This window comes from Saccharopolyspora sp. NPDC002376 (assembly GCF_053593195.1).
In genome coordinates, this window is sequence record NZ_JBSFBZ010000002.1 from 1 (window position 1) to 23,378 (window position 23,378).

General features: G+C 70.5%; 21 protein-coding genes. 2 read left to right on the forward strand and 19 right to left on the reverse strand.

All coding sequences use genetic code 11. From position 1 onward, the window contains the following. Positions 1-259 precede the first annotated feature (259 nt). The 3 genes from hrpB to ACWCO2_RS01760 form a co-directional block, all read right to left on the reverse strand. On the reverse strand, positions 260-2,671 hold the full coding sequence (gene hrpB, locus ACWCO2_RS01750) for an ATP-dependent helicase HrpB (RefSeq protein WP_450125782.1): 2,412 nt from the start codon (positions 2,669-2,671) through the stop codon (positions 260-262). A 166-nt stretch (positions 2,672-2,837) separates the two neighbouring features. Beyond that, the gene (locus ACWCO2_RS01755) at positions 2,838-4,457 is read right to left on the reverse strand and encodes an amidohydrolase (RefSeq protein ID WP_450125783.1); all 1,620 of its coding nucleotides are present in this window, start codon (positions 4,455-4,457) and stop codon (positions 2,838-2,840) included. Positions 4,458-4,579: 122 nt separating this feature from the next. After that, positions 4,580-5,131: an FxsA family protein gene (locus ACWCO2_RS01760; RefSeq protein ID WP_450125784.1), complete on the reverse strand. Its 552-nt coding sequence runs from the start codon at positions 5,129-5,131 to the stop codon at positions 4,580-4,582. 119 nt (positions 5,132-5,250) lie between these two features. Between ACWCO2_RS01760 and ACWCO2_RS01765 the strand changes: the two genes are divergently transcribed. Beyond that, on the forward strand, positions 5,251-6,324 hold the full coding sequence (locus ACWCO2_RS01765; RefSeq protein WP_450125785.1) for an SGNH/GDSL hydrolase family protein: 1,074 nt from the start codon (positions 5,251-5,253) through the stop codon (positions 6,322-6,324). Between the two features lie 173 nt (positions 6,325-6,497). Here ACWCO2_RS01765 and ACWCO2_RS01770 read toward each other — a convergent pair whose 3' ends face one another. The 4 genes from ACWCO2_RS01770 to ACWCO2_RS01785 all read right to left on the reverse strand — a co-directional run bounded on the left by ACWCO2_RS01770 (position 6,498) and on the right by ACWCO2_RS01785 (position 9,694). Then, complete coding sequence (locus ACWCO2_RS01770) at positions 6,498-6,938, reverse strand: Lrp/AsnC family transcriptional regulator (RefSeq protein ID WP_093155725.1); 441 nt, start codon at positions 6,936-6,938, stop codon at positions 6,498-6,500. Positions 6,939-6,964: 26 nt separating this feature from the next. Continuing rightward, positions 6,965-8,107: a M24 family metallopeptidase gene (locus tag ACWCO2_RS01775; RefSeq protein WP_450125786.1), complete on the reverse strand. Its 1,143-nt coding sequence runs from the start codon at positions 8,105-8,107 to the stop codon at positions 6,965-6,967. Positions 8,108-8,173: 66 nt separating this feature from the next. Beyond that, complete coding sequence (locus tag ACWCO2_RS01780) at positions 8,174-9,388, reverse strand: MFS transporter (protein ID WP_450125787.1); 1,215 nt, start codon at positions 9,386-9,388, stop codon at positions 8,174-8,176. Positions 9,389-9,508: 120 nt separating this feature from the next. Next, entirely contained in the window at positions 9,509-9,694 is a 186-nt protein-coding gene (locus ACWCO2_RS01785; RefSeq protein ID WP_450125788.1) for a hypothetical protein, read from the reverse strand. Positions 9,695-9,874: 180 nt separating this feature from the next. Between ACWCO2_RS01785 and ACWCO2_RS01790 the strand changes: the two genes are divergently transcribed. After that, positions 9,875-10,792 carry a 5'-3' exonuclease gene (locus ACWCO2_RS01790; RefSeq protein WP_450126006.1) on the forward strand — a complete coding sequence of 306 codons (918 nt, stop codon included), beginning with the start codon at positions 9,875-9,877 and terminating at the stop codon, positions 10,790-10,792. Between the two features lie 10 nt (positions 10,793-10,802). On the opposite strand, the gene ACWCO2_RS01795 is transcribed toward ACWCO2_RS01790, so the two are convergent. From ACWCO2_RS01795 to ACWCO2_RS01850, 12 genes are all read right to left on the reverse strand, one after another. Beyond that, complete coding sequence (locus tag ACWCO2_RS01795) at positions 10,803-11,618, reverse strand: MBL fold metallo-hydrolase (protein WP_450125789.1); 816 nt, start codon at positions 11,616-11,618, stop codon at positions 10,803-10,805. After that, complete coding sequence (locus ACWCO2_RS01800) at positions 11,618-12,205, reverse strand: TetR/AcrR family transcriptional regulator (RefSeq protein ID WP_450125790.1); 588 nt, start codon at positions 12,203-12,205, stop codon at positions 11,618-11,620. The genes ACWCO2_RS01795 and ACWCO2_RS01800 overlap by 1 nt, the downstream gene beginning before the upstream one ends. A 124-nt stretch (positions 12,206-12,329) precedes the next feature. Continuing rightward, entirely contained in the window at positions 12,330-13,556 is a 1,227-nt protein-coding gene (locus tag ACWCO2_RS01805; RefSeq protein WP_450125791.1) for a S8 family serine peptidase, read from the reverse strand. Between the two features lie 336 nt (positions 13,557-13,892). Further along, the gene (locus ACWCO2_RS01810) at positions 13,893-15,074 is read right to left on the reverse strand and encodes a GNAT family N-acetyltransferase (protein WP_450125792.1); all 1,182 of its coding nucleotides are present in this window, start codon (positions 15,072-15,074) and stop codon (positions 13,893-13,895) included. Between the two features lie 44 nt (positions 15,075-15,118). Beyond that, positions 15,119-15,688 carry a DUF4333 domain-containing protein gene (locus tag ACWCO2_RS01815; protein ID WP_450125793.1) on the reverse strand — a complete coding sequence of 190 codons (570 nt, stop codon included), beginning with the start codon at positions 15,686-15,688 and terminating at the stop codon, positions 15,119-15,121. A 105-nt stretch (positions 15,689-15,793) separates the two neighbouring features. Further along, the gene (locus ACWCO2_RS01820) at positions 15,794-18,574 is read right to left on the reverse strand and encodes a DEAD/DEAH box helicase (RefSeq protein WP_450125794.1); all 2,781 of its coding nucleotides are present in this window, start codon (positions 18,572-18,574) and stop codon (positions 15,794-15,796) included. A gap of 155 nt (positions 18,575-18,729) precedes the next feature. Continuing rightward, positions 18,730-19,599 (reverse strand): diacylglycerol/lipid kinase family protein, encoded by an 870-nt coding sequence (locus ACWCO2_RS01825; RefSeq protein ID WP_450126007.1) that lies wholly within the window; start codon positions 19,597-19,599, stop codon positions 18,730-18,732. A gap of 119 nt (positions 19,600-19,718) precedes the next feature. Then, positions 19,719-20,651, reverse strand: coding sequence for a twin-arginine translocase subunit TatC (gene tatC / locus ACWCO2_RS01830; RefSeq protein WP_450125795.1), 933 nt, complete (start codon positions 20,649-20,651; stop codon positions 19,719-19,721). Positions 20,652-20,691: 40 nt separating this feature from the next. Beyond that, positions 20,692-20,964 (reverse strand): Sec-independent protein translocase subunit TatA, encoded by a 273-nt coding sequence (gene tatA / locus ACWCO2_RS01835; RefSeq protein ID WP_450125796.1) that lies wholly within the window; start codon positions 20,962-20,964, stop codon positions 20,692-20,694. 77 nt (positions 20,965-21,041) lie between these two features. Beyond that, entirely contained in the window at positions 21,042-21,233 is a 192-nt protein-coding gene (locus ACWCO2_RS01840; RefSeq protein WP_450125797.1) for a bacteriophage holin, read from the reverse strand. A 27-nt stretch (positions 21,234-21,260) separates the two neighbouring features. Then, complete coding sequence (locus tag ACWCO2_RS01845) at positions 21,261-22,232, reverse strand: helix-turn-helix transcriptional regulator (RefSeq protein ID WP_450125798.1); 972 nt, start codon at positions 22,230-22,232, stop codon at positions 21,261-21,263. Next, entirely contained in the window at positions 22,229-23,218 is a 990-nt protein-coding gene (locus ACWCO2_RS01850) for a helix-turn-helix transcriptional regulator (RefSeq protein ID WP_450125799.1), read from the reverse strand. The genes ACWCO2_RS01845 and ACWCO2_RS01850 overlap by 4 nt, the downstream gene beginning before the upstream one ends. Positions 23,219-23,378 lie beyond the last annotated feature (160 nt).

A 23,378-nucleotide genomic window follows, 5' to 3' on the forward strand; every position in this document is an offset into this window, starting at 1 on the left:
GCCGCCGCCGCGGTGCACCCCGACAATGGAAATCAGACGTCTGATTTCCATTGAAATCGCGGAAGTAGTCCCCAACCCCGGCCAGTTGTCCACACCCGTCGGCATGTCGGGTCCCAACGCCCGTCGGCATGTCGGGTCCCGACACGCCGGTGGTCCACAGTTTCAATTGAAACTGTAAATCCCAGGCACGACGGATCACAGTTTCAATTGAAACTGTGGTTTCCCGCGCGCCAGGAGCCCGGTGGGCGGGAGCCGCGGGTCAGGGGCGTTTGGTTCGGCGGGTTGGGGTTGCTGCGGTGGGGTCTTCGGGCCAGGGGTGCTTGGGGTAGCGGCCTCGGAGTTCTGAGCGGACCTGGTGGTATCCGTTGGCCCAGAAGGACTTCAGGTCCGAGGTGACCGCTGTGGGCCGGCCCGCCGGGGACAGCAGATGCAGGACCAGCGGGATCCGGCCGTCGGCGATGCTGGGGGCCTCGGACCAGCCGAAGACCTCCTGCAACTTCACCGGGAGGGCCGGCTGATCGGTGTAGTCGACCTTGATCCGGGAGCCGGAGGGCACCTCGATGCGGTCCGGCGCCAGCTCGTCCAGCCGCCCGGCCACCGACCAGGGCACCAGGCGACGCAACGCCGTGCCCGCCGAGATCCGCAGATCCGCGCGGCGACGGGCATTGCTGAGCTCCGGTTCCAGCCAACTGTCCACTGCGGACAGGAGAGACTCATCGTCGGTCGCCGGCCAGGGATCGCCGAGCGCGGCGTGCAGGAAGCCGAGGCGCTGCCGCAGCCGCCGCGCGTCGTCGCTCCAGTCCAGCAGTTCCAGACCGTCCGCGTGAAGACCGTCCACCAGCGCACGGCGGACCTCGGCCCGGTCGGGGTCGCGGATTTGCCGCTGCCCCAACGTGATCGCACCGAGCCGCTCGACGCGGACCGCCCGCACGTCGCCGTCCACCCAACCGATCTCGTCAGCCGTGCTGACCAGCGCGGGCGCGGCTGTGCGGGCCAACTTCTCGTCCGCCGGAGCGGCCAACCGGATCATGCCGTGGGCGCTGCCAGGCGCCCGGTCCGCGACGGCGATGGCGAGCCATTCCGAACCGCGCACGCTCGAATTGGCCGGCAACTGCACCGCAGTCCCGGAAGCCATCAAGTACACGTTCGACTCGGCGCCGCGGCGCCGGGCCAAGCGTTCCGGCTGCGCGAGCGCGACGACCAGCGCCGCATCGCCGTCCCCGCTGCGCCCCTTCACCAACGACCGGAGTCTGCGGACCTCGCTGCGCCACCGATCGCTTCCCGGCCCGCCGCGCCGCAACGCGGCAAGGGCGGAGTTCACGTCGATCTCGTTGGTCAGCGCATCGTTGTCGAGCAGCGCGACCACTTCCGCCGTGATGTCGGCGCCCACCTGCTCAGACCCGTCGAGCAGCGCGCGGGCCAACCGGGGGTGCAGGCCTAGCTCTGCCATGCGGCGCCCGCGGTCGGTCACCGTGCCGGAGGCGTCCAGGGCTCCGAGACCTCGCAGGACTTCCCGGCCAGCGGCGAGCGCACCGGTCGGCGGCTCGTCCCACCAGGCCAGCGCCGATCCGTCCGGCGTGCCCCAGCAAGCCAGCTCCAGCGCCAGCCGGGTCAACTCCGCGGTGCGGATCTCCGGCTCCGGATAGGCCGGGAGCGTGCTGTGCTCGTGCTCCGGCCAGCAGCGGTAGACCACGCCCGGCCCCTGCCGCCCGGCACGACCGGCGCGCTGGTCGGCAACCGCCGCCGAAACCCGCACCGTGGCGAGGCCGGACAGACCGCGGCGGTTGTCCACGCGCGATACGCGGGCCAGCCCGGAGTCGACCACCGCGCGCACGCCCGGCACCGTCAAGCTCGACTCGGCGACCGCCGTCGCCAGCACCGCCCTGCGCCGCTTCCCCACCTTCAGCGCCGAATCCTGTTGCGCGCGCGGCAATCTGCCGTGCAGCGGCAGAACGTCCACATCGGACCCAGCCAGATGTCCGGCGACGCGGCGGATCTCGGCGGCACCGGGCAGGAAGGCCAGCACGTCGCCATCCTGCTCCGCGAACGCCGTGTGCACCGCCCGCGCCACGCAGGCCTCGATCCGCTCGCCGCGGTTCGGCGGCAGGTACGAGGTGCGCACCGGGTGCGTCCGCGCGTGCGCCTCCAGCACCGGAGCGTCCCCGAGCAGTTCGGCGATCCGCCCAGCGGCGACCGTCGCCGAAGTCGCCAGCAGTCGCAGGTCCGGGCGCAGGCCTTCACGGGCGTCGAGAAGCAGCGACAGCAGCAGATCGGCGTCCAGGTGGCGTTCGTGGCACTCGTCGAGCATCACCACGTCCACCCCGGGCAGCTCGGGATCGCCCTGCAACCGCCGCACCAGCAGACCCGAGGTCACCACCTCGACAACAGTGCGCGCACTCCGGCGTCGATCACCGCGCACGGAATAACCCACACGCTGCCCCACGTCATCACCGAGCAGAGCCGCCATGCGCTCCGCCGCAGCACGAGCAGCCAATCGGCGCGGTTCGGCGACAACGACCCTCAACCCCTGCTCGGCCAGCGCGAGCGGAACCAGCGTGGTCTTACCGGTACCCGGCGGAGCCACCAGCACCGCGGTGCCGCGCTCGGCCAACGCCCCGGCGACGTCATCGAGCACCGCCCGAACAGGGAGGTCAGGAAGTCCCCGGTCCATCAAAACCTGCCTCCGAACTCCTCCAAAACGCCTGCGCACGGCACCTGGGTCTGAATGACAGCGGCGCGAAGCGCCACCTTGGGGGTGGTGGTCGGGCGAAGGGCTGGCCCAATTTCACGAGAAATTGACCACCCTCCGCGCCAGCGCCTGGCCCGGGAGGGGACGCTCAGACGATTTCGTCGTCTTCGTGGACGCGGGTGTAGATCGTTTCGCCGCGGAGGACGGTGCGCAGGCAGCGCGGCATCGGGGCCTGCGGCGAGAGGTCCGGCAGGGCGGGCACCCCGGCGCGCGGGTCGGTCGACCAGCGCTGCACCCGCGAGTCCGGCGCGGCCACGACGAGCTCGCCAGCGTCCCACACCGCGTAAGTCGCAGGCGCGCCGGGCACGAGGGTGCCGGTCACGCCGTCGTCCACACCCGCCGCTCGCCAACCGCCACGCGTGTGCGCGGTGAACGCCGCACGCGGCGAGACGCCGAAGCCGTCGGTGCGGTGGTGCACAGCGGCCTTCACGGCCCGCCACGGGTCCATGGGCGTCACTGGGGCGTCCGAGCCGAACGCCAGCAGCGCGCCGCTGGCAGCCAGCTTCGAGAACGGGTTGAGCCGCGTGCCGCGCGGCACGCCGAGACGGCGCGCGTACATCGCAGCCGAGCCACCCCACGCTGCGTCGAACGCGGGCTGCACCGACGCCACCACGCCGTAGCGGCCGAGTTCGGCGGCCTGCTGCTCGTCCACCATCTCCAGGTGCTCGAGCCGGTGGCGCATGCTGGCCAGCGTCGGCACGCCGACGATCTCCGCCGCCTTGCGGAAGCCCGCGCAGACCTCGGCGACCCCGGCGTCACCGATGACGTGGAACCCGGCCTGCAGGCCAGCCCGGGTGCACTCCACCAGGTGCTCGGCCACCGCTCTCGCGTCGAGGTAGAGCACACCGGAGGTGTTCGGGTCGTCGACGTAGGGCTCGCGCAGCGCCGCAGTGCGCGAACCGACCGCACCGTCGACGAAGAGGTCACCGGCCAGGCCGCGAACGCCCAGCTCCGCCGCGCGATCGACAGCTCCGAGCTCACCCCAGTAGCCGATGACCTCCGGAACCCCGCCCTGCGCCGAGAGCGCGAGCAGGTCGACGAGGTCTTGCGCACCGGAGATGTCCGGCCCGCCGCACTCGTGCACGCAGGCCACGCCCTTCGAGGCGGCATGCCGCAGGAACGCCAGCTGGGCTTCCTTGCGCTGCCCGGAACCGAGGCACTCCCGCGCGGCCCGGCGCACGTGGTGGTGCGCGACGCGCGTCAGCGGGCCCGAGTCGCTCCAGCCCTCCGCACCCCGTGCCAGCGGCGCGCGGTCGACCAACGTGGTGGACACCAGCGCGGAGTGCACGTCGATCCGCGACAGGTACACCGGCGCACCTGCAGCAGCGGTGTCGATCTCCTCGCGCGTCGGCGGGCGGCGCTCCGGCCACCAGGTCTCATCCCAGCCGTGGCCCCACACCAGCGCGCCCGGGTATTCGGCCACGTGGTCGCGCAGCGCATGCAGGAACTCCGTCAGTGAGGCGCAGCCGGTCAGGTCCAGTCCGTTGAGCAGCAGGCCGGTGGAGGTCGCGTGCACGTGCGCGTCGACGAACGCGGGCGCGACGAACGCGCCTTCCAGGTCCACGATCTCGGCGTCGGGGTGCAGCACGCGGCCGACGTCGTCGGATCCGAGCCAGGAGATGGTGCCATCGGTCACGGCCATCGCCGTGGCGGCGGCATCGACGGGCGAGTGGATTCGTCCGCCGAGCAGCAACGTGGTCTCGGACATGTCCTTCGTGCTTCCCCGTCTCGGGTTTTCGCTGCGATCGCGACCGGCGCGCGACGCCGGTATGGGCTGGTTCGGGGGAGCTTACCCGCCTCCGCACGAGCCCCGACGGACCGTCGACCCGATCAGCTGCGCGGTTGCTCGTCCGACCGTTCTGCCTGCGCAGATCCCTGCGGCGGCAACAACTTCGGCCCGGCGTCCGCGGTGGGCTCGTCGTCCTCGGTGACCGAGATCACCTCTCCGTCGATCACATCGCTGCCCGCCGCGCCCCGCTCCCGACGCACCCGCTGGGTGTGCAACCACACCCGGTCCTGCATCTGCTTCGACCGCCGCTCGGCCGCGCGCAGCATCCGCTTGCGCAGCACCGCGCGGATCGGCGGGAAGAGCAGCAGCAAACCCGCGATGTCGCTGAGCAGGCCCGGAAGGAAGATCAGGAGACCGGAGGCGGCGATGAGCACGCCGTCGGAGATCTCCCGGTCCGGGGAGCGCCGCAGCCGCGCGGCCTCCCGGAACTCCGCCACCGTGCGGCGCCCCTCCCGGCGCAGCAGCCAGGTGCCCAGCACCGCCCCGGCCACCAGCAGCCCGAGGGTGGGCAGCACCCCGATCGCCTGGCCGAGCACCACCAGCACGGCGATCTCGGCCACCACTGCGACCAGGAGCACAACGAAGATCGGCACGGCAGGGCCCTCCTGTCGACTTGCAGTCACCGAGTACAACGAACCAGACCCGGCAAATGCTCCCGCACCGGCCAGAGGTGATGGAGATCCTCCCCCGCTGCCCCCATAGAATTCCTGCGATGCGGGCGCACAGAACGAAAACACTCCTCTTCGCGGCCGTCAGCGGGGTGCTGACGCTCGCGCTGCTGATCAGCGACCAATACCTGCCGGGACTTCCGCTGCAGCCCAAGCAGCTCCCGTCCGCCGTGGTCACCATGGGCGACAGCACGCTGTCCGGCGAGGGTGGCGGTGATTACGTCGCCGGCACCAACGGCGAGCGCGGGAACTGGTGCCACCGCTCGGCCGCCGCGCCGATCAACCAGCTGCAGCTGCCGGAGGACGTGACCCGCATCAACCTGGCCTGCTCGGGCGCGGGCGCGGAGATCGTCGGCGCCGACCCGGAGCCCGGCCACGCGGAGGGCTCGCAGTCCGCGCAACTGGCCGAGCTGGCCAAGCGCTACCGCATCACCGACATCGTGGTGCAGGTCGGCGCGAACGACGACGTGGGATTCACCGACGTGGTCAACCAGTGCGTCGAGGCCTGGATGCGCCGTGACGACGCGGGCTGCTCCGGGCCGTTGCGCACCGAGTTGCCGCAGCGCGTCGAGCGGATGAAGCCGAAGGTGCGCAGCGCGCTGGACGACGTCCGGGCCGCGATGGACAGCGCCGGGTACACGCCGAGCAGCTACTCGCTGATCGTGCAGTCCTACGCCTCTCCGGTCGGCCCCGGTGTCCGGCCTGAGCTGCAGAACCTGTCCGGCTGCCCGTTCCTGACCAGCGACCTGCAGTGGATCCGCGACACCGGCGTACCGCAGCTGTCGAGCGGGCTGCACGACGTCGCTCAGCAGGTCGGCGCCCGGTTCCTGGACCTCTCCCGCGCGAGCTCAGGCCACGAGGCTTGCACCGGGAATCCGAAGACGGGCGCTGGCGAGTGGTTCACGCGCCTGTCTGTGGACTGGGCGAGCCTCCAGGACGAGTCGCGCGCCGCGCACGCTATGCAGGAGTCCTACCACGCCAACGCCGCAGGCCACCGCCAGCTGGGCCGCTGCCTGAGCGAGTTCCTCACCAGCGAAGAGCCGGCAGCGGTCTGTCTACCGGACGACCACGGCAACCTCCACCCGGTCCCCGCCCACAACGCCGCCCTCCACCCCTGACGGACTTTTCGTCCAGGCTGTGGAGAACTTCCGCAACTTCAATGGAAATCAGACGTCTGGAAGTTGCGTCACTTCGGCGTGCCGGGGACGACATGCCGGTGCGTGTCGGGGGTGTTCCGCGATTTCCATTGAAATCGAAGACCTGATTTCAATGGAAATCGCGGAAGCCCGGGTCAGATCGCCGGAGGGCGGTTCTCGAACGGGGTGGACAGGACCACCGTCGTGCGGGTGGAGACCTTCGCCGCTTCGCGGATCTGGCGGAGCAGTTCCTCCAGACCCAGCGGGGAAGCCACCCGCACCTGCAGGATGTAGGACTCGTCGCCGGCCACCGAGTAGCACGACTCGATCTGCGGCAGGTGCTCCAGCCGCTGCGGGTAGTCGTCCGGTGCCGCCGGGTCGATCGGGGTCAGTGAGATGAACGCGGTCAGCGGCAACCCGATCTGGTCACCGTCCACTTTGGCCGTGTACCCCTGCAGCGCGCCGCGCTGCTCCAGCCGCCGAACTCGTTGGTGCACAGCGGAAACGCTCAACCCGACGCGCTCGGCCAGGTCGGTGAAACTGCACCGGCCGTCGCGGGCCAGCTCGCGGAGGATGGCCCGGTCGGTGGCTTCCAGCGCGGCCGGAGTTGCGGTTCGCTCGCTCACGCCGGCAGCACCACCAACTCGTGCGGCTGGTTGTTCACGCTCTCGACGCCGTCTTCGGTGACGATGACGATGTCCTCGATGCGCGCGCCCCAGCGGCCCGGCTGGTAGATGCCCGGCTCGATGCTGAAGGCCATACCCGCCTCCAGCTCGATGGCGTTTCCGCCCACGACGTAGGGCTCCTCGTGCACGTCGAGCCCGATGCCGTGTCCGGTGCGGTGCACGAAGAACTCGCCGAACCCGGCCGCGGCGATCGGCTCGCGGGCGGCGGCGTCGATGGACTCCGCGGTCGCGCCGGGGCGGACCGCTTCCACCGAGGCGCGCTGCGCGGCTTCCAGCACGGCGTAGGTCTCGCGGACGTCGGCCTGCGCCGGTTCGCCGATCGCGTAGGTGCGGGTGCAGTCGGAGTTGTAGCCCTCCGGGATCGGGCCGCCGATGTCGATCACGACCACGTCGCCACGCTCGATCACGCGGTCGGACAGGGCATGGTGCGGGCTGGCGCCGTTGGGACCGGAGCCCACGATGACGAAAGCGGCCTCGGTGTGGCCCTCTTCGATGATCGCGGCGGTGAGGTCGGCCCCGACCTCGGCCTCGGTGCGGCCGACCCTGAGGAACTCGGCCATCCGGTTGTGCACCCGGTCGATGGCCGCTCCAGCCTTGCGCAACGCCTCGATCTCGGCGGCGTCCTTGCGCATCCGCAGCTCGCGCAGCACACCACCGGCGAGCACCTGCTCGGCGTCGGGCAGCGCGGCACGCAGCGGCAGGACGTGCAGCGCGGGCATCACGTCGGCGACGGCCAGTCGGCTCGGCTTCCCGCCGCGGCGGGCCACGTCGGCCACCATGGCGTGCGGGTCCTGTCCGTCGACCCAGGTGACGACCTCGATGCCGAGTTCGGCCAGCGGGATGTCGGCGAAGCCGAGCTCCTCCAGCTTCGGCACCACCAGCGCGGGCGTGCCGTCGACGGGCAGCACCAGGCAGGTCAGCCGCTCGTGCGACTCCCCACCGGCGCCCAGGAGGTACCGCAGGTCGGAACCGGGCGAGATCAGCAGCGCGTCGAGGTCAGCCGCGGCTGCGGTTTCGACCGCCCGGTTCAGCCGGGCGGCGAGCACGGAATGATCCTGCTTGAACGAGTCGGTGGCCATAGCTCCCAAGCCTAATCCCGCGGTGAAGTCCCGACGTGCGGGCGGTCCGGGGGTCAAGCGCAACGGCTACGGCACCGGATCCGCCGCGCGGTCCAGGTCCCGCCACACCGGCAGCACCACCATCGCGAGCGTGACCAGCACGTAAACCGCACCGGCCGACCACAGCGCGGTGGGCAGACCAACGCCGTCCACCAGCGCTCCTCCGACGAGCGCGCCCAGCGGAGCGCCGCCCATCGCGACGGCACTCGTCAGGCCGAGGACTCGGCCGCGCATGTTCGGATCGACCCGCTCGTAGGCGATCACCGACAGCGTCGGGTTGATCGCGCCCGAGGTCAGGCCCGCGATGGCGATGGCGATCAGCACTGCTGGCGGCCCGGGTTCCAGGGCCATGACCGCGTATCGCGGAGCACCGGAGATCGCGATGGCCGTGACCAGCAAGAACCGTCTCGGTAGCCGTGGACCGAGCCAGCTGTAGGCGAGGTTGCCCAGCAGTGCCGTGGCGGCCAGGACTCCGCTCATCGTGCCGAGCGCGATGGGGCTGTGCAGCACTTCGGCCGCGTAGATCGGGTGGAAGACCCCGATCGCAGCCATGTCCAGCGTGTTCATCACCAGCAGGACCAGCACCATCACCACCAGCAGGCGGTCGCCGAGCAGGGCGTGGGCGCCAGCACGGAGGTCCGCCAGGTAGCCGTCGATCGAGCGCTCGGCGCGGATTCGCGGAATGCCGAGCGCGGTCAGTCCTGCAGCCAGTGCGAAGAGGGCTCCTACGCCGGCCAGCACGGTGGTTTCGGCGACCACAGCCAGTGCCGCGCCGCCCAGCGGAGCGCCGAGCATCCGCGCGGATCGGTTGGCCGCCTCGAGCCCTCCGGTGCCGCGCTCCAAGGGAATCCCGGCCTGCTCGACGAGGTCCGGGGCCACCGCCCGCCGCGCGGTCTGCCCAGGCGCTCGGCTCGCACCGAACAGCGCGGCGAGCACGAAAACCTGCCACATCGCCAGGCCGAACGTGTTGTGCAGCAACGGAATCGCGATGAGCACCGCGGCAGCCGCGAGGTCCGATCCGATGGCGCTGCGGCGCGCGCCGAGCCGGTCCACCAGCGGACCGCCCACCCCGGCCAACGCCACCAGCCCGGCCATCTCGACCGCGGCGACGGCTCCCACCAACGTCGCACTGCCGGTCAGCGACAGCACGAACCACGGGACCACCAGCAGCGCGACCGCCGTGGCGAACGCCGACACTCCGGTCGACGCCCACAGCAGGACGACCGGAGCCCTGCGGTTCATTGCTTCGAGCGCGATCCAGCGTCGATACCCCTGCCTGCGACGTCGCGCCCGCCGGACACTGCCCGCCCAAATTTAGGGAAATCCGGAAACCTGAAACCCAGCTTCCGACAGGCGGAATGATCAGCCCAACCGGACGAACACCAAGAATTCTGTCGCCACGCTGCGGCGCAGGCGCCGATCCACGAGGCCGACATCGCCGCAGTGGCCACGGCGAGCGCGGTCCACAACGCCGAAGAGCGCCTGGCGCACTCCGCTGCGGATCCCGTCGGCTCCGATCACCACGTCGTGGTCGGCGCGCAACGACATCGACACCGAAGCTCGCAGTCCCCGCGGGCAGGGCTTCAGCGAGCGTTCCGAGCAGGTTTGACGTGGACAGCTCCCGTGCTCCGCGGCGTCAGCTGATCGACCCGCCGTCCACACGACGAGGACGCCGGGCAGCCGATTGTCACCGGGGCGTGACAAGCTGGGGCGGTGACTGGTCCTCTGATGCTCGTCGACTCGGCCGGGTTGTGGTTCCGCTCGTTCTACGCCCTGCCCGACTCGCTGACCGCACCGGACGGCACTCCGGTGAACTCCGTGCGCGGCTTCTGCGACATGCTCGCCAAGCTGATCACCGACCGGCGCCCGGCCAGGTTGGTCGCCTGCCTGGACAACGACTGGCGGCCGCAGTTCCGGGTGGATGCGCTGCCGTCCTACAAGGCGCACCGCGTGGCCGAGGAGGACCCGGACGCCGAAGAGGTCCCGGACACCCTGTCCCCGCAGGTCCCGGTGATCCTCGAGGTGCTCGACGCGGCGGGGATCGCCACGGCCGAGGCCGAGGGTTACGAGGCCGACGACGTCATCGGCGCGCTGGCCGATCGCGAGGACCGTGATCCGGTGGAGGTCATCACCGGCGACCGGGACCTGTTCCAACTGGTGCGCACCGACCCCACCTCGGTGCGGGTGATCTACATCGGCGCCGGGTTGGCCAAGGCGCAGGACTTCGGGCCCGCCGAGCTCGCCGAGAAGTACGCGCTGTCCTCCGACCGGGCCGGTGACGACTACGCCGAGATGGCGGTGCTGCGCGGCGACCCGTCGGACGGCCTGCCCGGCGTGGCGGGCATCGGCGAGAAGACGGCCGCGAAGCTGATCACCCAGTTCGGCTCCCTGGATGCCCTGCTGGCCGCGGCCGAGAGCGGTGCCGCCAGCCTGACACCGCGCGTGCGCGGCAAGCTCGCCGACGCGGCCGACTACCTAGCCGCGGCACCGTCGGTGGTCCGCGTGGCGCGCGACGCACCGGTGGTCATCGACCGCCCGGACCCGATGCCGAAGTCCGAAGTGGACATCGACCGAATGCGCGAGCTGCAGAAGACCTGGGGCCTGGGCGCCAGCATCGACCGCCTCATCGCCGCGCTCGAACTCTGACGCCTCCAGCTCAGGAGCTGTAGCGATCCAGGTCAACCGGATCGTGCGCGCAGAACACCTCCACCTGGTCGCGGTGCGCGGTGGCCAGGTCCCGCAACCGGGCCTGGTTGCGCACCCGCAACGGGCCATCGACCTGCACCCGGTTCTGGAAGAAGCGCAGCGCGGGGGTGCAGTGCGGGCGGTCGGCCATCTCTCCGTGGTGGAAGAACGCATCGCCGGCGTGCAGCAGCCACTTGCCGTCGGACCGCCGCACCGCGACCGCGGTGTGGCCGCGGGTGTGACCGGGCAACGGCAGGAGCAGGATCTCCGGCGGTAACCCCGGTAGGTCGCGCACCGCCTCGAAGCCGAACCAGCGCTCCCCGTCGACACTTCCGTGAACAGTCCACTTAGGACCATGCTGGAACTGGTGCTGGAGATAGCGATCCCCGTCCAGCCCCCGCACCAGCGCTTGGTGTTCGACGTCGTGGACGTGCACCTGGGCGTGCGGGAAGTCCGGCAGCCCGCCCGCGTGGTCGAGGTCGAGGTGGGTCACCACGATGTGCCGCACGTCCTCAGCCCTGAAGCCGAGGCGCTCCACTTGGGACACAGCCGTTTCCGCGACGTCGAGCACCGGCCGAGCCATCCGCAGCCGCTGCTTCATCAGCTTCGCGTGCGTGGTGACGTCCGGAACGCCCATGCCGGTGTCGACGAGCACCAGCCCCTGCTCGGTCTCGATGAGCAGGCAGTGGCAGATCATGCGCGCCGCGCCGAACCGGCTTCCGCCCTCGTTGACCAGCCGACCGCCGAAGGGCCTCATGGTCCCGCAGTTGAGGTGGTGGATCCGCATCAGTTCCTCCCCGCCCGCGCGCTTTCCAGCAGCACGATCAGTTGCTCGCCCACCGTCCGTAGCGATGCGACGTCCCGTTGCACCTTGCTCAGCAGCAGCGCGCCCTCGAGCATCGACAACGCGACCACGGCGAGATTTCCGGCCTGTTCAGCGGGAATTCCCCAAGCACCGAACCCCTCGGCCAGTTGCTGCCGCCATCCCTCGTAGGCGCCGCCGCACGCGTTCCGCACGTCCGCGCTTTCCGCGCAGGCCTCCAGAGCGACCGTGGCCACCGGACATCCGCTGCGGTAGTCCGACCCGACCAGCACCCGTTCGAAGTGGTCCATGATCGCCGCGACCGCTTCGCGCGGCTCCGCCACTTCCGTCAGCACCAGCGCCAGCAGCTCGCCCACGTGCTGCCCGGAGGCAGCGACCGCCTCGGCGGCGAGTTGCTGCTTGCCCCCGGGGAAGTGGAAGTACAGCGATCCCCTCGGCGCCGAGGACTCCGCGAGCACCTGGTTGACCCCGGTGCCGTGGTATCCCTGCTGGTTGAACAGCTCCATCGCGGTCTCGAGCATCTGCTGCCGCGTCTGCGCACCCTTCTTCACGCACAAAAATATGACAGTCGGTCTACATATTTTCAACCCCTGCCCCAGCCGAACCACAAGGGTGGTGAGTGCGCAACAGTGTTCGAACACTGTTACGCACTCAACACCCGAGGTCAGCGCCGGATCAGAAGTTGGCGACGTTCAGGAGTGGTTCCTGGATGCCGTCCGGGTCTTGGGCCGGCCAGATCCAGTCCTTGGCGCCCGACTGCTGGAGCGCCTTCTTGACCTGGTCGGGACTGGCACCCGGGTTGGTCGCCTTGTACAGCGCCGCCGCGCCTGCCACGTGCGGGCTGGCCATCGACGTGCCCGAAATCGTGTTGTAGCCGCCGTCCTTCCAAGTCGACAGGATGCACACGCCCGGTGCGATCACGTCGACGTCCGGGCCGAAGTTGGAGAAGTCGGCGATCGTGTCGTCCTGGTCCGCCCGGCAGGTCGACTGCCCGAGACCACCTGGTTTGCCGTCGAAGTCGGCCAACGCGCTGGCGGTGATCACCTCGTCGTAGGCAGCGGGCGTCGATTTCGCCGCATCGGCGGCGTCGTTGCCCGCGGCCACCACGAAGGTCACGCCGGCCGCGACCGCGCGGCAGATCGCCTGGTGCTGGACGTCGCCGTCGGTCTTGCCGCAGTTGCCGTCGTCCGAACCGGCACCGCCGAGGCTCATGTTGGCGACGTCGATCTCGTTGGCGTGCGCGGCCACGTAGTCGATCCCGCAGACCACGTCCGACGTGCTGCCCATGCCGGCGTCGTTGAGCACCTTCACCGGCCAGATCCGGGCGCCCGGTGCCATGCCGACCACGCCCAGGTCGTTGTCCAGCGCGCCGATGGTTCCCGCGACGTGGCTTCCGTGGCCGTTGCGGTCGTCGGGGTTCAGCCCGAGCAGCGCGCAGTTCTTCGCGCCCGCCCGGTTGACGTTGAGGTCCGGGTGGTCGAGGTCGACTCCGGTGTCGATCACCGCCACGTCGACGTCGACGCGATCGTCCTTGCCGTCGATGGCCGCCGTCTTGCTGAGGTCGGCGTCGGCGCGGTCCACCCCGGTCGGCGTGGTCTGCTCGGTGGCTCGGACCTCCCGGTCCGGCTGGATCCAGGCCACCGACGGATCCCGCTCGAGCCGGTTCTTGGCGGACTCGGTCATGGTGGCCGAGTAGCCCGACACCGCCCAGCGGTAGACGTGGTCGACCGACACGCCGAGTTGGTCGGTGTGCAGCTGGGAGAGCAGGTTCGAATCCGTGCCGCCCTTGAGGACGACGATGTAGCGGCCCGTCGCGCCGCTGTCGAATTCCGCTTGCGCTGGGATGGCGGTCGCCCCGATCAGGGCGAACGCCGCGATCGCCGTACCCATGCTCCGTCTCATCGGACCTCCTGGCGAGCCGTCGCTCGACGACTCCGACCGGCGCGGCGGCCCCGCGCCGTGGTGCGGAGCAGTAAAACCAGGAGAACCGGGAAAAGGGAAAGCGCGAAGCGGAAGAACACTCGAATGTTCGTACCGGGAAAGGAATTCCTGCTCCGTCTGGAGCATCGCGGAACCAACCCGGAAGTCCACTGTGGATCACAGTGCGGACGATCAACCGATTGTCCAGCAATGATTTTCGGGCAGTCACTGCCACATCAAGCGCCGCAGCAGGGGTTTCTCCACGCGGCGACGCTCCACCTCGGGCAAAACGCCCACCGGCGGAACGTCGCCGTCAGGTCAGAATCCGGTTCCGCACCAGGGAGTTCCGAGCGTGGCGAACAACCGGTCGGCCGCGGCGACCGCCGCCGGGTCGCGCACCTCGATGCGTCCGCCCGCCGCGAGGGTCGACGGCAGTTGATCGCCCAGGTACAGTGCGCCGAGCGTCGCGACGTCGAGGCCGAGTTGCGGCGCCGCGGTGGACCGCTCGACCTCGTCCGGGCCAATGCGGTAACAACCCGCGTTGTCCGGCAAGAACTCGTCCCGCACCTCGACCACGACCGGCTCCGCAGCGCCGAAGGTCCGGGCCCGCAACGCTGCGAGCACGTCCACCAGGCGAACCCACAGGTCGTCCTCGACCTCGGTCACCGCGCACCGGCGGCGATCGGTCAACCACCACACCAACGGCTCGTCCAACGGCCGGACGTGGCCCACCACGCGATCGACCAAGTCCACGCCGAGCAGGAACCGCCACAGCTGCGCCGCCGCCGTCGCATCCGCGGTCTTCATGTCGTGGACGTCCAGCACGGATCCCTCGCCGCGCTTCGGCTCGTACACCGCGAACCCGTCGTCCACGCCGTCCTCACCGGTGTGCACCGCGATCAGGCAACCAGCACCGAGGTACTGCCGAATACCCGACCACCACGCCTTGTCCCGACCGATCTGCCCCGGCCGGTCGATCCCGCACCGCTGGTAGATCTCCGGCAGCAGCGGTTCGGCCGCCTCCCAGTCCAGGATCCGCACCTCGCCGCCCTGCGGCGCGTCATCGCGGAACACGACCCGCGCGCGCTCGAGTTCCACCTTCAGGTGCCGACTCGCCACGCCGTAGCCGAACCGCTCGTAGATCGTGGCCTCCGAGGCGTGCAGCATCGCCACCGGCTCACCGCGCTGGCGCACGTCCTCCAGCTGGGCCCGCATCAGTCCGCGCAACACGCCGCGCCGGGTCCGGTCCGCGCGCACACCGACTCCGGTCACCGCGCCCGCCGGCACCCGTCCGCCGGGCACCGCGAGCTCGTTGGTCGTGGCCATCGCCGTGCCGACTAGCTCGCCGCCGTCGAACGCCCCGTGAACCCGTCCGAGCTCGTAGCGGTCTCGGGCGCGCGGCCAGTCCTCGTCCTTCACCGGTCGGTGCAGCAACGCCCGCCGGAACAGGTCTTGGGCCGCCCGGAATTCCGACTCCGCGAGTGCGCGTACTTCGATCACACCGCGATTGTCGGCGATCACCCGCTTCCGGGGCGACCGATTTTTCACTTCGGGTGGCCGACCTCGTAAACGCCCTTGTCGGTCTTGACGGTGATGGTGACCGTCTTCGGCTCCGAGTCGATCTGCACCTGGCAGTCGAACCGGTTGCCCGCCTTCACCACCTGCCCGCCCGGGCAGGACACCGAACCGACCCCGGGCAGCCCGTAGGAGCTCTTCAGCGTCTGCTCGACACCCTTCTCGACGCTCGAAGCGTCGAACACCGACCGCACGAACCAACCCGGCGCGACGAAGCCCAGCACCAGCACCACGACGACCACGAGCAGCCCTGAGCCGCCGAGCACCCACGGCAGCGCGGAGCGCTTCTTGCGCTGCGGCGGAGCGCCGAAACCACCCTGCTGCGGGAACTGACCCTGCGGGAACTGACCTGGTTGCTGGTACGGCGGCGGGAACTGCTGCCCGTAGCCGTACTGCGGCGGCGGAGGCTGCTGCGGCGCCGGAGGCTGCGGGGCGAAGCCCGGCTGCGGGTAGCCCGCCCCACCCTGCGGCATCCCGGTGTTCGGGGGCTGCTGACCCCAGTGGGGGTAGCCCCCTGGCGGGCCGTAGGGGGACGACATCTGCACCTCCGGACGAAGTTCCTCGCGACGATCACGCCGTCGCGAGGAAATCCAACCACAACCACCCGACCGCCCGAATCGGCCGGGCAGGGCCAACGGGATCGATCAGACCGCGCCGGCCGCGACCACGCCCCGGCGGATCGCGCTGACCGCCTTCGCCGCGGCCGCGCCCACCGGCTCGGACACCCCGACCACCTCGCGGATCTGGTCCAGCAGGTCGATGACCTGGCGGCACCACCGCACGAAGTCGCCCGCCGACAGCTCGTGCCCGCTGGACTCGGCCGCCGTGAGCACCTTCTCCAGCGATTCACCGCGCGCCCAGCGGAACACCGGCCAGGCGAAGCCCGCGTCCGGCTCGCGCGTGCGGTTGAGCTTGTGCCGCCGCTCGTCGTCCTCCAGCTCCGCCCACAGCTGCCAGGTGGCCTCCAGTGCGTCAGTGACCGACCCGTGCGGCACCTGCGGGGTGAGCCCCTCGCGCCGCGACTCGTACACCAGCGACGACACCACCGCGGCCAGCTCGGCCGGGCCGAGCCCGCGCCAGGTGCCGACCCGCAAGCACTCCGCGGCCAGCAGGTCGGACTCGCTGTAGAGCCGGGACAACCGCCGCCCGTGCTGGGTGACCTGGCTGTCCTCCCCCGCCTCCGCGGGCAGGTAGTCGCGTTCGGTCAGCAGCGCGACGATCCGGTCGAAGGCGCGGGCCAGCGAGTGCGTGGTCGCGGAGACCTTGCGGCGCAGGTTCTCGTTCTCCCCGCGCAGCCGCTCGTAGCGCTCCGCCCAGCGCGCGTGGCTCTCCCGCTCGTCGCAGCCGTGGCAGGGGTGCGCCTTCATCGCGCGCCGCAGCGTCGCCAGCTCCGCATCGTCGGTGGCGTCCGAACGCCGCCTGCCGCGACCGCCGGAGGGCGACAGCCCCGTGTTACGCAGCGTCGAGGCCAGGTCGCGGCGGGACTTCGGGGACCGGGTGTCGACGTGCTTGGGCAGCTTGAGCTTGCCCAGCGGCTCCACCGGCGAGGTGAAGTCGGCGACCGACAACCGCCCCGACCAGCGGTCCTCGGTGACCACCAGCGGTCGCGGCTCGCCCATCGGCTCCAGGCCCGGATCGATGACCACCGCCAGCCCCTCCCGGCGACCGGCCGGAATCGCGATCACATCGCCCTTGCGCAGCTTCTCCAGCGACTTGGCCGCCTCCGCGCGCCGCGACTGCCGGTTCTGCCGGGCCAGGTGCTTCTCCCGCTCCGAGATCTGGCGGCGCAGCTGGAAGTACTCGTCGAAGTCGCCGAGGTGGCAGTGCATCGACTCGGAATAGCCGGCCAGCGCCTCGTTGTTGCGCTCCACCCGCCGCGACAGCCCCACCACCGACCGGTCGGCCTGGAACTGCGCGAAGGACTGCTCCAGCAGGTCCCGCGCCGCGTCCTGCCCGACGCGCTGCACCAGGTTGACGGCCATGTTGTAGCCGGGCCGGAACGAGGAGCGCAGCGGGTAGGTGCGGGTGGAGGCCAGACCGGCGACCTGCTTGGGGTCGACCCCGGGCTGCCAGACGACCACCGCGTGGCCCTCGATGTCGATGCCGCGCCGCCCCGCCCGGCCGGTGAGCTGCGTGTACTCGCCGGGGCTGAGGTCCACGTGCGACTCGCCGTTGAACTTCACCAGCCGCTCGAGCACCACCGTGCGGGCGGGCATGTTGATGCCCAGCGCCAGCGTCTCGGTGGCGAACACGGCCTTGACCAGGCCGCGCACGAACAGCTCCTCGACGGTCTCCTTGAACGCCGGGAGCAGGCCGGCGTGGTGCGCCGCGAGCCCGCGCTCCAGCGCCTCCCGCCACTCCCAGAAGCCCAGGACCGCCAGGTCGCTCTCCGGCAGGTTCGCGGTGTGCTGGTCGATCACCTCGCGGATCTCGTTGACCTCGGCGTCGCTGGTCAACCGCAGCCCGGCACGAACGCACTGGGAAACGGCCTGGTCGCAGCCGTTGCGGCTGAAGATGAACACGATCGCCGGCAGCAGCCCGGCGGCGTCCAGCCCGGTCAGCACCTCCACCCGCGACGGCGGGAAGAACCGGGGCGGGCGCGGGCCCTTGCGCTTGCCGTTGTTGGGGCCGCTGCGGCGACCGCCGTAGGGCAGGTGCACGCGGGCCAGCTGCTGGGTGTGGCGCAGCAGGTTCGGGTTTATCTGCAGCTCGCGGTCGGCGGTCTCCCCGCCGAACAGGTCGAACATCCGCGGCCCGACCAGCATGTGCTGCCACAGCGGCACCGGCCGGTGCTCGTCGACCACGATGGTGGTGTCGCCGCGCACCTCCTGCAGCCACTCGCCGAACTCCTCGGCGTTGCTCACAGTCGCCGACAGGCTCGCCACCTGCACGTGGTCCGGCAGGTGCAGGATCACTTCCTCCCACACCGCGCCGCGGAACCGGTCGGCGAGGTAATGCACCTCGTCCATCACCACGTAGCCCAGCTGCTCCAGGCTGCTGGAACCCGCGTAGAGCATGTTGCGCAGCACCTCGGTGGTCATCACGACCACCTGGGCGTCGCCGTTGATCGAGGTGTCGCCGGTCAGCAACCCGACCGCGTCGCTACCGTGCACCTCGCACAGGTCGGCGTACTTCTGGTTGGACAGCGCCTTGATCGGCGTGGTGTAGAAGCACTTGCGCCCCTCCTGCAACGCCAGGTGCACGGCGAACTCGCCGACGATGGTCTTGCCCGCCCCGGTCGGCGCGCACACCAGCACGCCGCGGCCGGCCTCCAACGCCTGGCACGCGGTGCGCTGGAAGGGATCGAGCTCGAAGGACTGCTGCCCGGCGAAGTCGGTCAACTTCGGGTGCACGCCCCGGTGAGAAGACCTGGCGAACGCCTCGGCCGGGGACAGCTCGGTTGGGTTGGAACGGCTTACGGCCACGACCCAAGGTTTTCACATCCCACCGACCACCGTCTCGACCGAGCCCGCACACCCGGTGCGCACCTCGTCACATCGGGCTTCCCGGCGCGGTCAGCGCTCCGCGAAGACGCGGTCGAGCTGCCGGTCCACCAGGTCCACGGCCTGCCAGACCAGGACTAACCCACGACCTTCAGCGCCCCGGGTACTGAGCGGATGGTCAACGGCAGGCGGGCTTGGGGTTCGCCGTCGGCGTAGGCCAGCCAGCCGTTCTCACCGCTGAGCCGGATCCGGCGGGCACGCAGCGTGGTGACCGCTGGGTGGTCCACGTGCCGCCCGGTGCGCAGGCTCGGCAGGATCCCCACGAAGTCGCGGCGGGACACCTCGCCGACCAGGGTCACGTCGAGCAGGCCGTCGGTCGAATCGGCGTCCGGGCAGACCGGGATGCCGCCGCCGTAGCAGGCGGTGTTGCCCACTGCGACCAGCGTCGCGTCCAGCTCGGTGACACCGGACTCGGTCTCCACCCGCAGCGGCATCGCGTGCAGCCCGATCAGCTCCCGCACCACCGCCAGGTCGTAGCGGCGCTGTCCGCGCGGCCAGCGCATCCGGTTGGCCCGCGCGTTGACGCGCGAGTCGAAGCCCGCGCACAGCACGGTCGCGAACCAGCCCGCGCCCGCAATCTTGCCGAGGTCGATGCTCCGCTTCTCGCCCGCCTTCAGCGCCCGCGCGACGGACCTGGCGGCGGCGACGGGATCGAGCGGAACCTCCAGCCCGCGCGCCAGGTCGTTGCCCGTGCCGGCCGGGATCAGGGCGAGCGCGGTGTCGGACTCGGCGCACGCCTGCACCGCCAAGTGCGCGATGCCGTCACCACCGACCACCGCGAGCACGTCGGCACCATCGGCCACCGCACGCTTGGCCGCGTCAGCGGCACCACCCGCGTCGGTGGCGATCACCGTCCGGACATCGCACACAGCGCGGAGATGACCGACGATTTCGCCGACGACCGACGCGGAGAGCCGACCACCGGCCGCAGGATTGATCAACAGCACACAGCGCACGAGGCAAGATCCTCACCCACCCGACCCCGCCTTGGCCAGTGACTGGGCAAAAAAGACGTGAGCGGCGATGGTCGCCCTTACGACCATCGCCGCTCACGGCATGGCAAACGTCAGGTGACGTCGTCAGTGTGCTTCGGCGCCTGCGACGGCTGCACGTCCAGGTCCGAGGCTCGGAAGTCGATCTGGGACGCCTCGTCCAGCCCGGCCTCGGTCAAGCCCTGGGCCGCGAGCTTCTTGGCCTTGCGCTTGTCGTTGGCCCGGCAGATCACCATCGCGAGGCCGAACAGCACGCACAGCGCCGCGGACAGCGCGAGCATCGAGAACGGGTCCTGGCCCGGCGTCGCGATCGCGGCGAACACGAACAGCGCGAACACGATGCCCCGCCACCAGCTCTTGAGCTTCTCGTAGCTGACGATCCCGGCGAGGTTGAGCATCACCATCACCAGCGGCAGCTCGAAGCTGACGCCGAAGATCACCAGCAGGATCAGCATGAAGCTGATGTACTTGCCGCCGCTGAGCGCGGTGAAGAACGCGTCCCCGCCGAAGCCGGACATGAACGACAGCGCCACCGGGAGGATGTAGTACGCCAGCACCGCACCGGCGACGAACAGCACCGTCGCGCAGCCGACGAACAGCCGGGCGAACTTGCGCTCCTTGGCGTACAGACCGGGCGTGATGAACGCCCACAGCTGGTACAGCCACACCGGGCTGAACAGCACCGCACCGACCGCGATGCCGACCTTCAGGGTCAGCATGAAGATCTCGAACGGCTCGGTCTGCAGCAGCTGGCACGTCCCGTTCGGGCTCAGCCGCTGAGTCACGGGGAGCTGGCAGTACGGCTCCAGCAGGAAATCGCTGAGCGTGGGCAACCCGAAGGCCGAGTTGGAGAACCACCAGATCCCGAAGATCGCGCCGACGACCACCGCCGCGATGGCAACGCCCAACCGGTACCGCAGCTCGTAGAGGTGATCGACGAGCGTCATGGTGCCGTCCGGGTTGTGCCTGCGGCCCCACCGACGGCGCCCCTTGCGGAACGGGTTCATGCGACGCAGTGGACTACCCACCGTGTGTTTCCGTCCTCAGTCAGTTCTTGTCGTTGCGCTGCTTCTCGTCGGCCGGGGACGGCGACGCAACCGGGGGCGTGCTGGATTCACCGGAGGTCAGCTCCGGCTTGGCCTTGTCCTCTTCGGACTTCTTCGCGGCCTCCTCGTCGGCCTTCATGCCGCGGGCCTCCGCCTTGAAAACACGCGCGGACTGGCCGAGCGAGCGGGCCATCTGCGGGAGCTTGGTCGCGCCGAAGAGCAGCACCACGACCAAGACGATGAGGATCAGCTCCCAGCCACCTGGCAAACCCATCCGAACACAACCTTTCTTGATGTCCCTGCTGGGCGAATCGTACGCGCGGCAGGGCAGGACGAATAGGGCCGTTGAGGTCAGCTCCGGCGACGTTCGGCGAACGCCACCTTGAGTCCGGCGACGCGTGCCTTCACCAGGCCGCTGCGGTCCGCGAGGTCGTGAGCGACCTGCCGCTGCACGGACTTGAACCGGTTCACTTCCCGGAGCGCCCGGACCAGCAGCACCACGAGCAGGATCAGACCTGCCCCCAGCAGCACAAAACTCCACACGTACGGCACCCGGTCACCGTATCGGGCTCAGGTGGACGGGAGGTGACGTGCCCGTGCCAACGCGTCTTCCGCACGTTGACGCACGTCACAGGCGAGATCGTCAGGGCTGAGCACCCGCACCTGACCGCCCAGCCCGAGCAGCAACCGGCTCATCCAACTGCGGTCGGAGTAGCGCATCCGCACCCGCGCCCGCCCGTGCGGCAGTTCGACGAGCTCGTCCACCTGGTAGTACTCGGCGACCCAGCGCGCGTCGGGCTCCAGCTCCAGCTCCGCCACCGACTGGTCGGGGGCAGGCCGGAACAGCCCGGCGGAGACGTCGGTGGGCTCGGCCTCCGAGGGCGGCTGCGCCGGTTCGTCGAGCACCTCGACCTCGTCGATCCGGTCCAGCCGGAACATCCGCACGCCCAGCGCGCTGCGGCACCAGGCCTCCAGGTAGCTGCGCCCGTCGATGAGCAGCAGCCGCATCGGGTCCACGGTCCGCTCGCTGATCTCGTCGCGGGAGGCCGTGTAGTAGCGGATCCGCAGCGCTCGGCGCCGCGTCGTCGCGTCCTGCACCGCACCGCGCACGCCCCGCCGGACCGCGCCCTCGCGGCCTTCCAAACCGACGACGACGCCAGATGGGCGGGCCTGCCCGACCGCGTTCTCCACCTTCGCCAGGGTCCGCTGGACCGCGTCGGTGTCGGTGATCCCCGGCGTCTCGGCGAGCGCCCGCAGCGCCACCAGCAGCGCGGTGGCTTCGGACGCGGTCAGCCGCAGCGGCCGCCGCATGCCCGCGTCGTAGGTGACGGTGATCGAGTCGCTCTCGAAGGACAGGTCGATCAGGTCACCAGGTCCGTAACCCGGCAGCCCGCACATCCACAGCAGCTCCAGGTCCTTGCGCAGCTGCTGCTGGGTGACGCCGAAATCGGCCGCGGCGTCGGCGATCGGGATGCCCGGCCGGCTCAGCAGGTAGGGCACCAGCGCCAGCAGGCGCGGCAGGCGTTCGGTCGCACTGGTCACGACTGCTCCCCCGCCTTGCCCTGGTCCACCACGTCCAAGTGGATCTCGTGGATCGTCTTGCGCAACGTGTCCGGCTCCAGCACCACCACGTCCGCCCCGTACCCGGCGAGCCAGCCAGCCGCCGACTCCGGATAGTGCAGGTCGAGCTCGAGCACGTCGCCCCAGTCGCCGTCGAGCTCCATGCGGTCGACGACCTTCGCCCGGCGCCGAGCACCCTGCGCGCGCCCGTCCGCGACCCACACGCGGGCCAGCGTGGTGGGCGGCGCTTCGCGCTGCTCGCCGGCGACGAAGCGCAGCAGGTCGAGGTCCGGTGGGCGCTGGACCTGCCCGGCCCGACCAACGGCCTTGGCCTTGCCCTGGATTCGGGACAATCGGAAGCACCGCGGCGCCTGCCGGTCGCGGTCGTGCCCGACGACGTACCACCGACCGCGCCAGGACACCACGCCCCACGGCTCGATGGTCCTCCGGTGCACGTCGGGACTGCTCGGACGCCGGTAGTCGAACTCCACGACCCGGCCGCTCTCCACCGCCGCCAGCAGCGGCGCGAACGCCGGCTCGGTCGTGCGCACCTTTGGCTCGACCGCGGCCGAGACGTGTTCGTCGACGTCCACCCCGGCCGCGCGCAGCTTCAGCAACGCGCCGCGGGCAGCCGCGGTGAGCTCCGGGGCGTCCCACAGCCGGACCGCCAGCGCCACGGCAGCGGCCTCGTCGGGTTCGAGTTCGATGTCGCCGAGCTCGTAGTCGCGACGCGCGATGCGGTAACCGTCAGTGGCGTCGAAGGCCGAGTTGCGACCGGTCTCCAGCGGGATGCCCAGATCCCTCAGTTCCGCCTTGTCCCGCTCGAAGGTGCGGAAGAAGGCCTCGTCAGTGGGCGCGCCGGCATAGCCCGGCACGATCGCCCGGATCCGCTCCGCGGTGAGGTACTGGCGCGTCGAGAGCAGACACAGCACCAGGTTCACCAAGCGTTCAGCACGCACAGTGGCCACCGGAAAACTCTATCCCGCCAGTATTCGATCATGTGTTTGGGTCGGTGCGCCAGATCACTCGCGGGGCAGATGTGCCGGATGGGGCGCCAATTTCGATCGACGCTGAAGCCGCAGGGAACGTGAAAAAGGTTTGCGATGATCATCGCCCGCCTACCCTGGG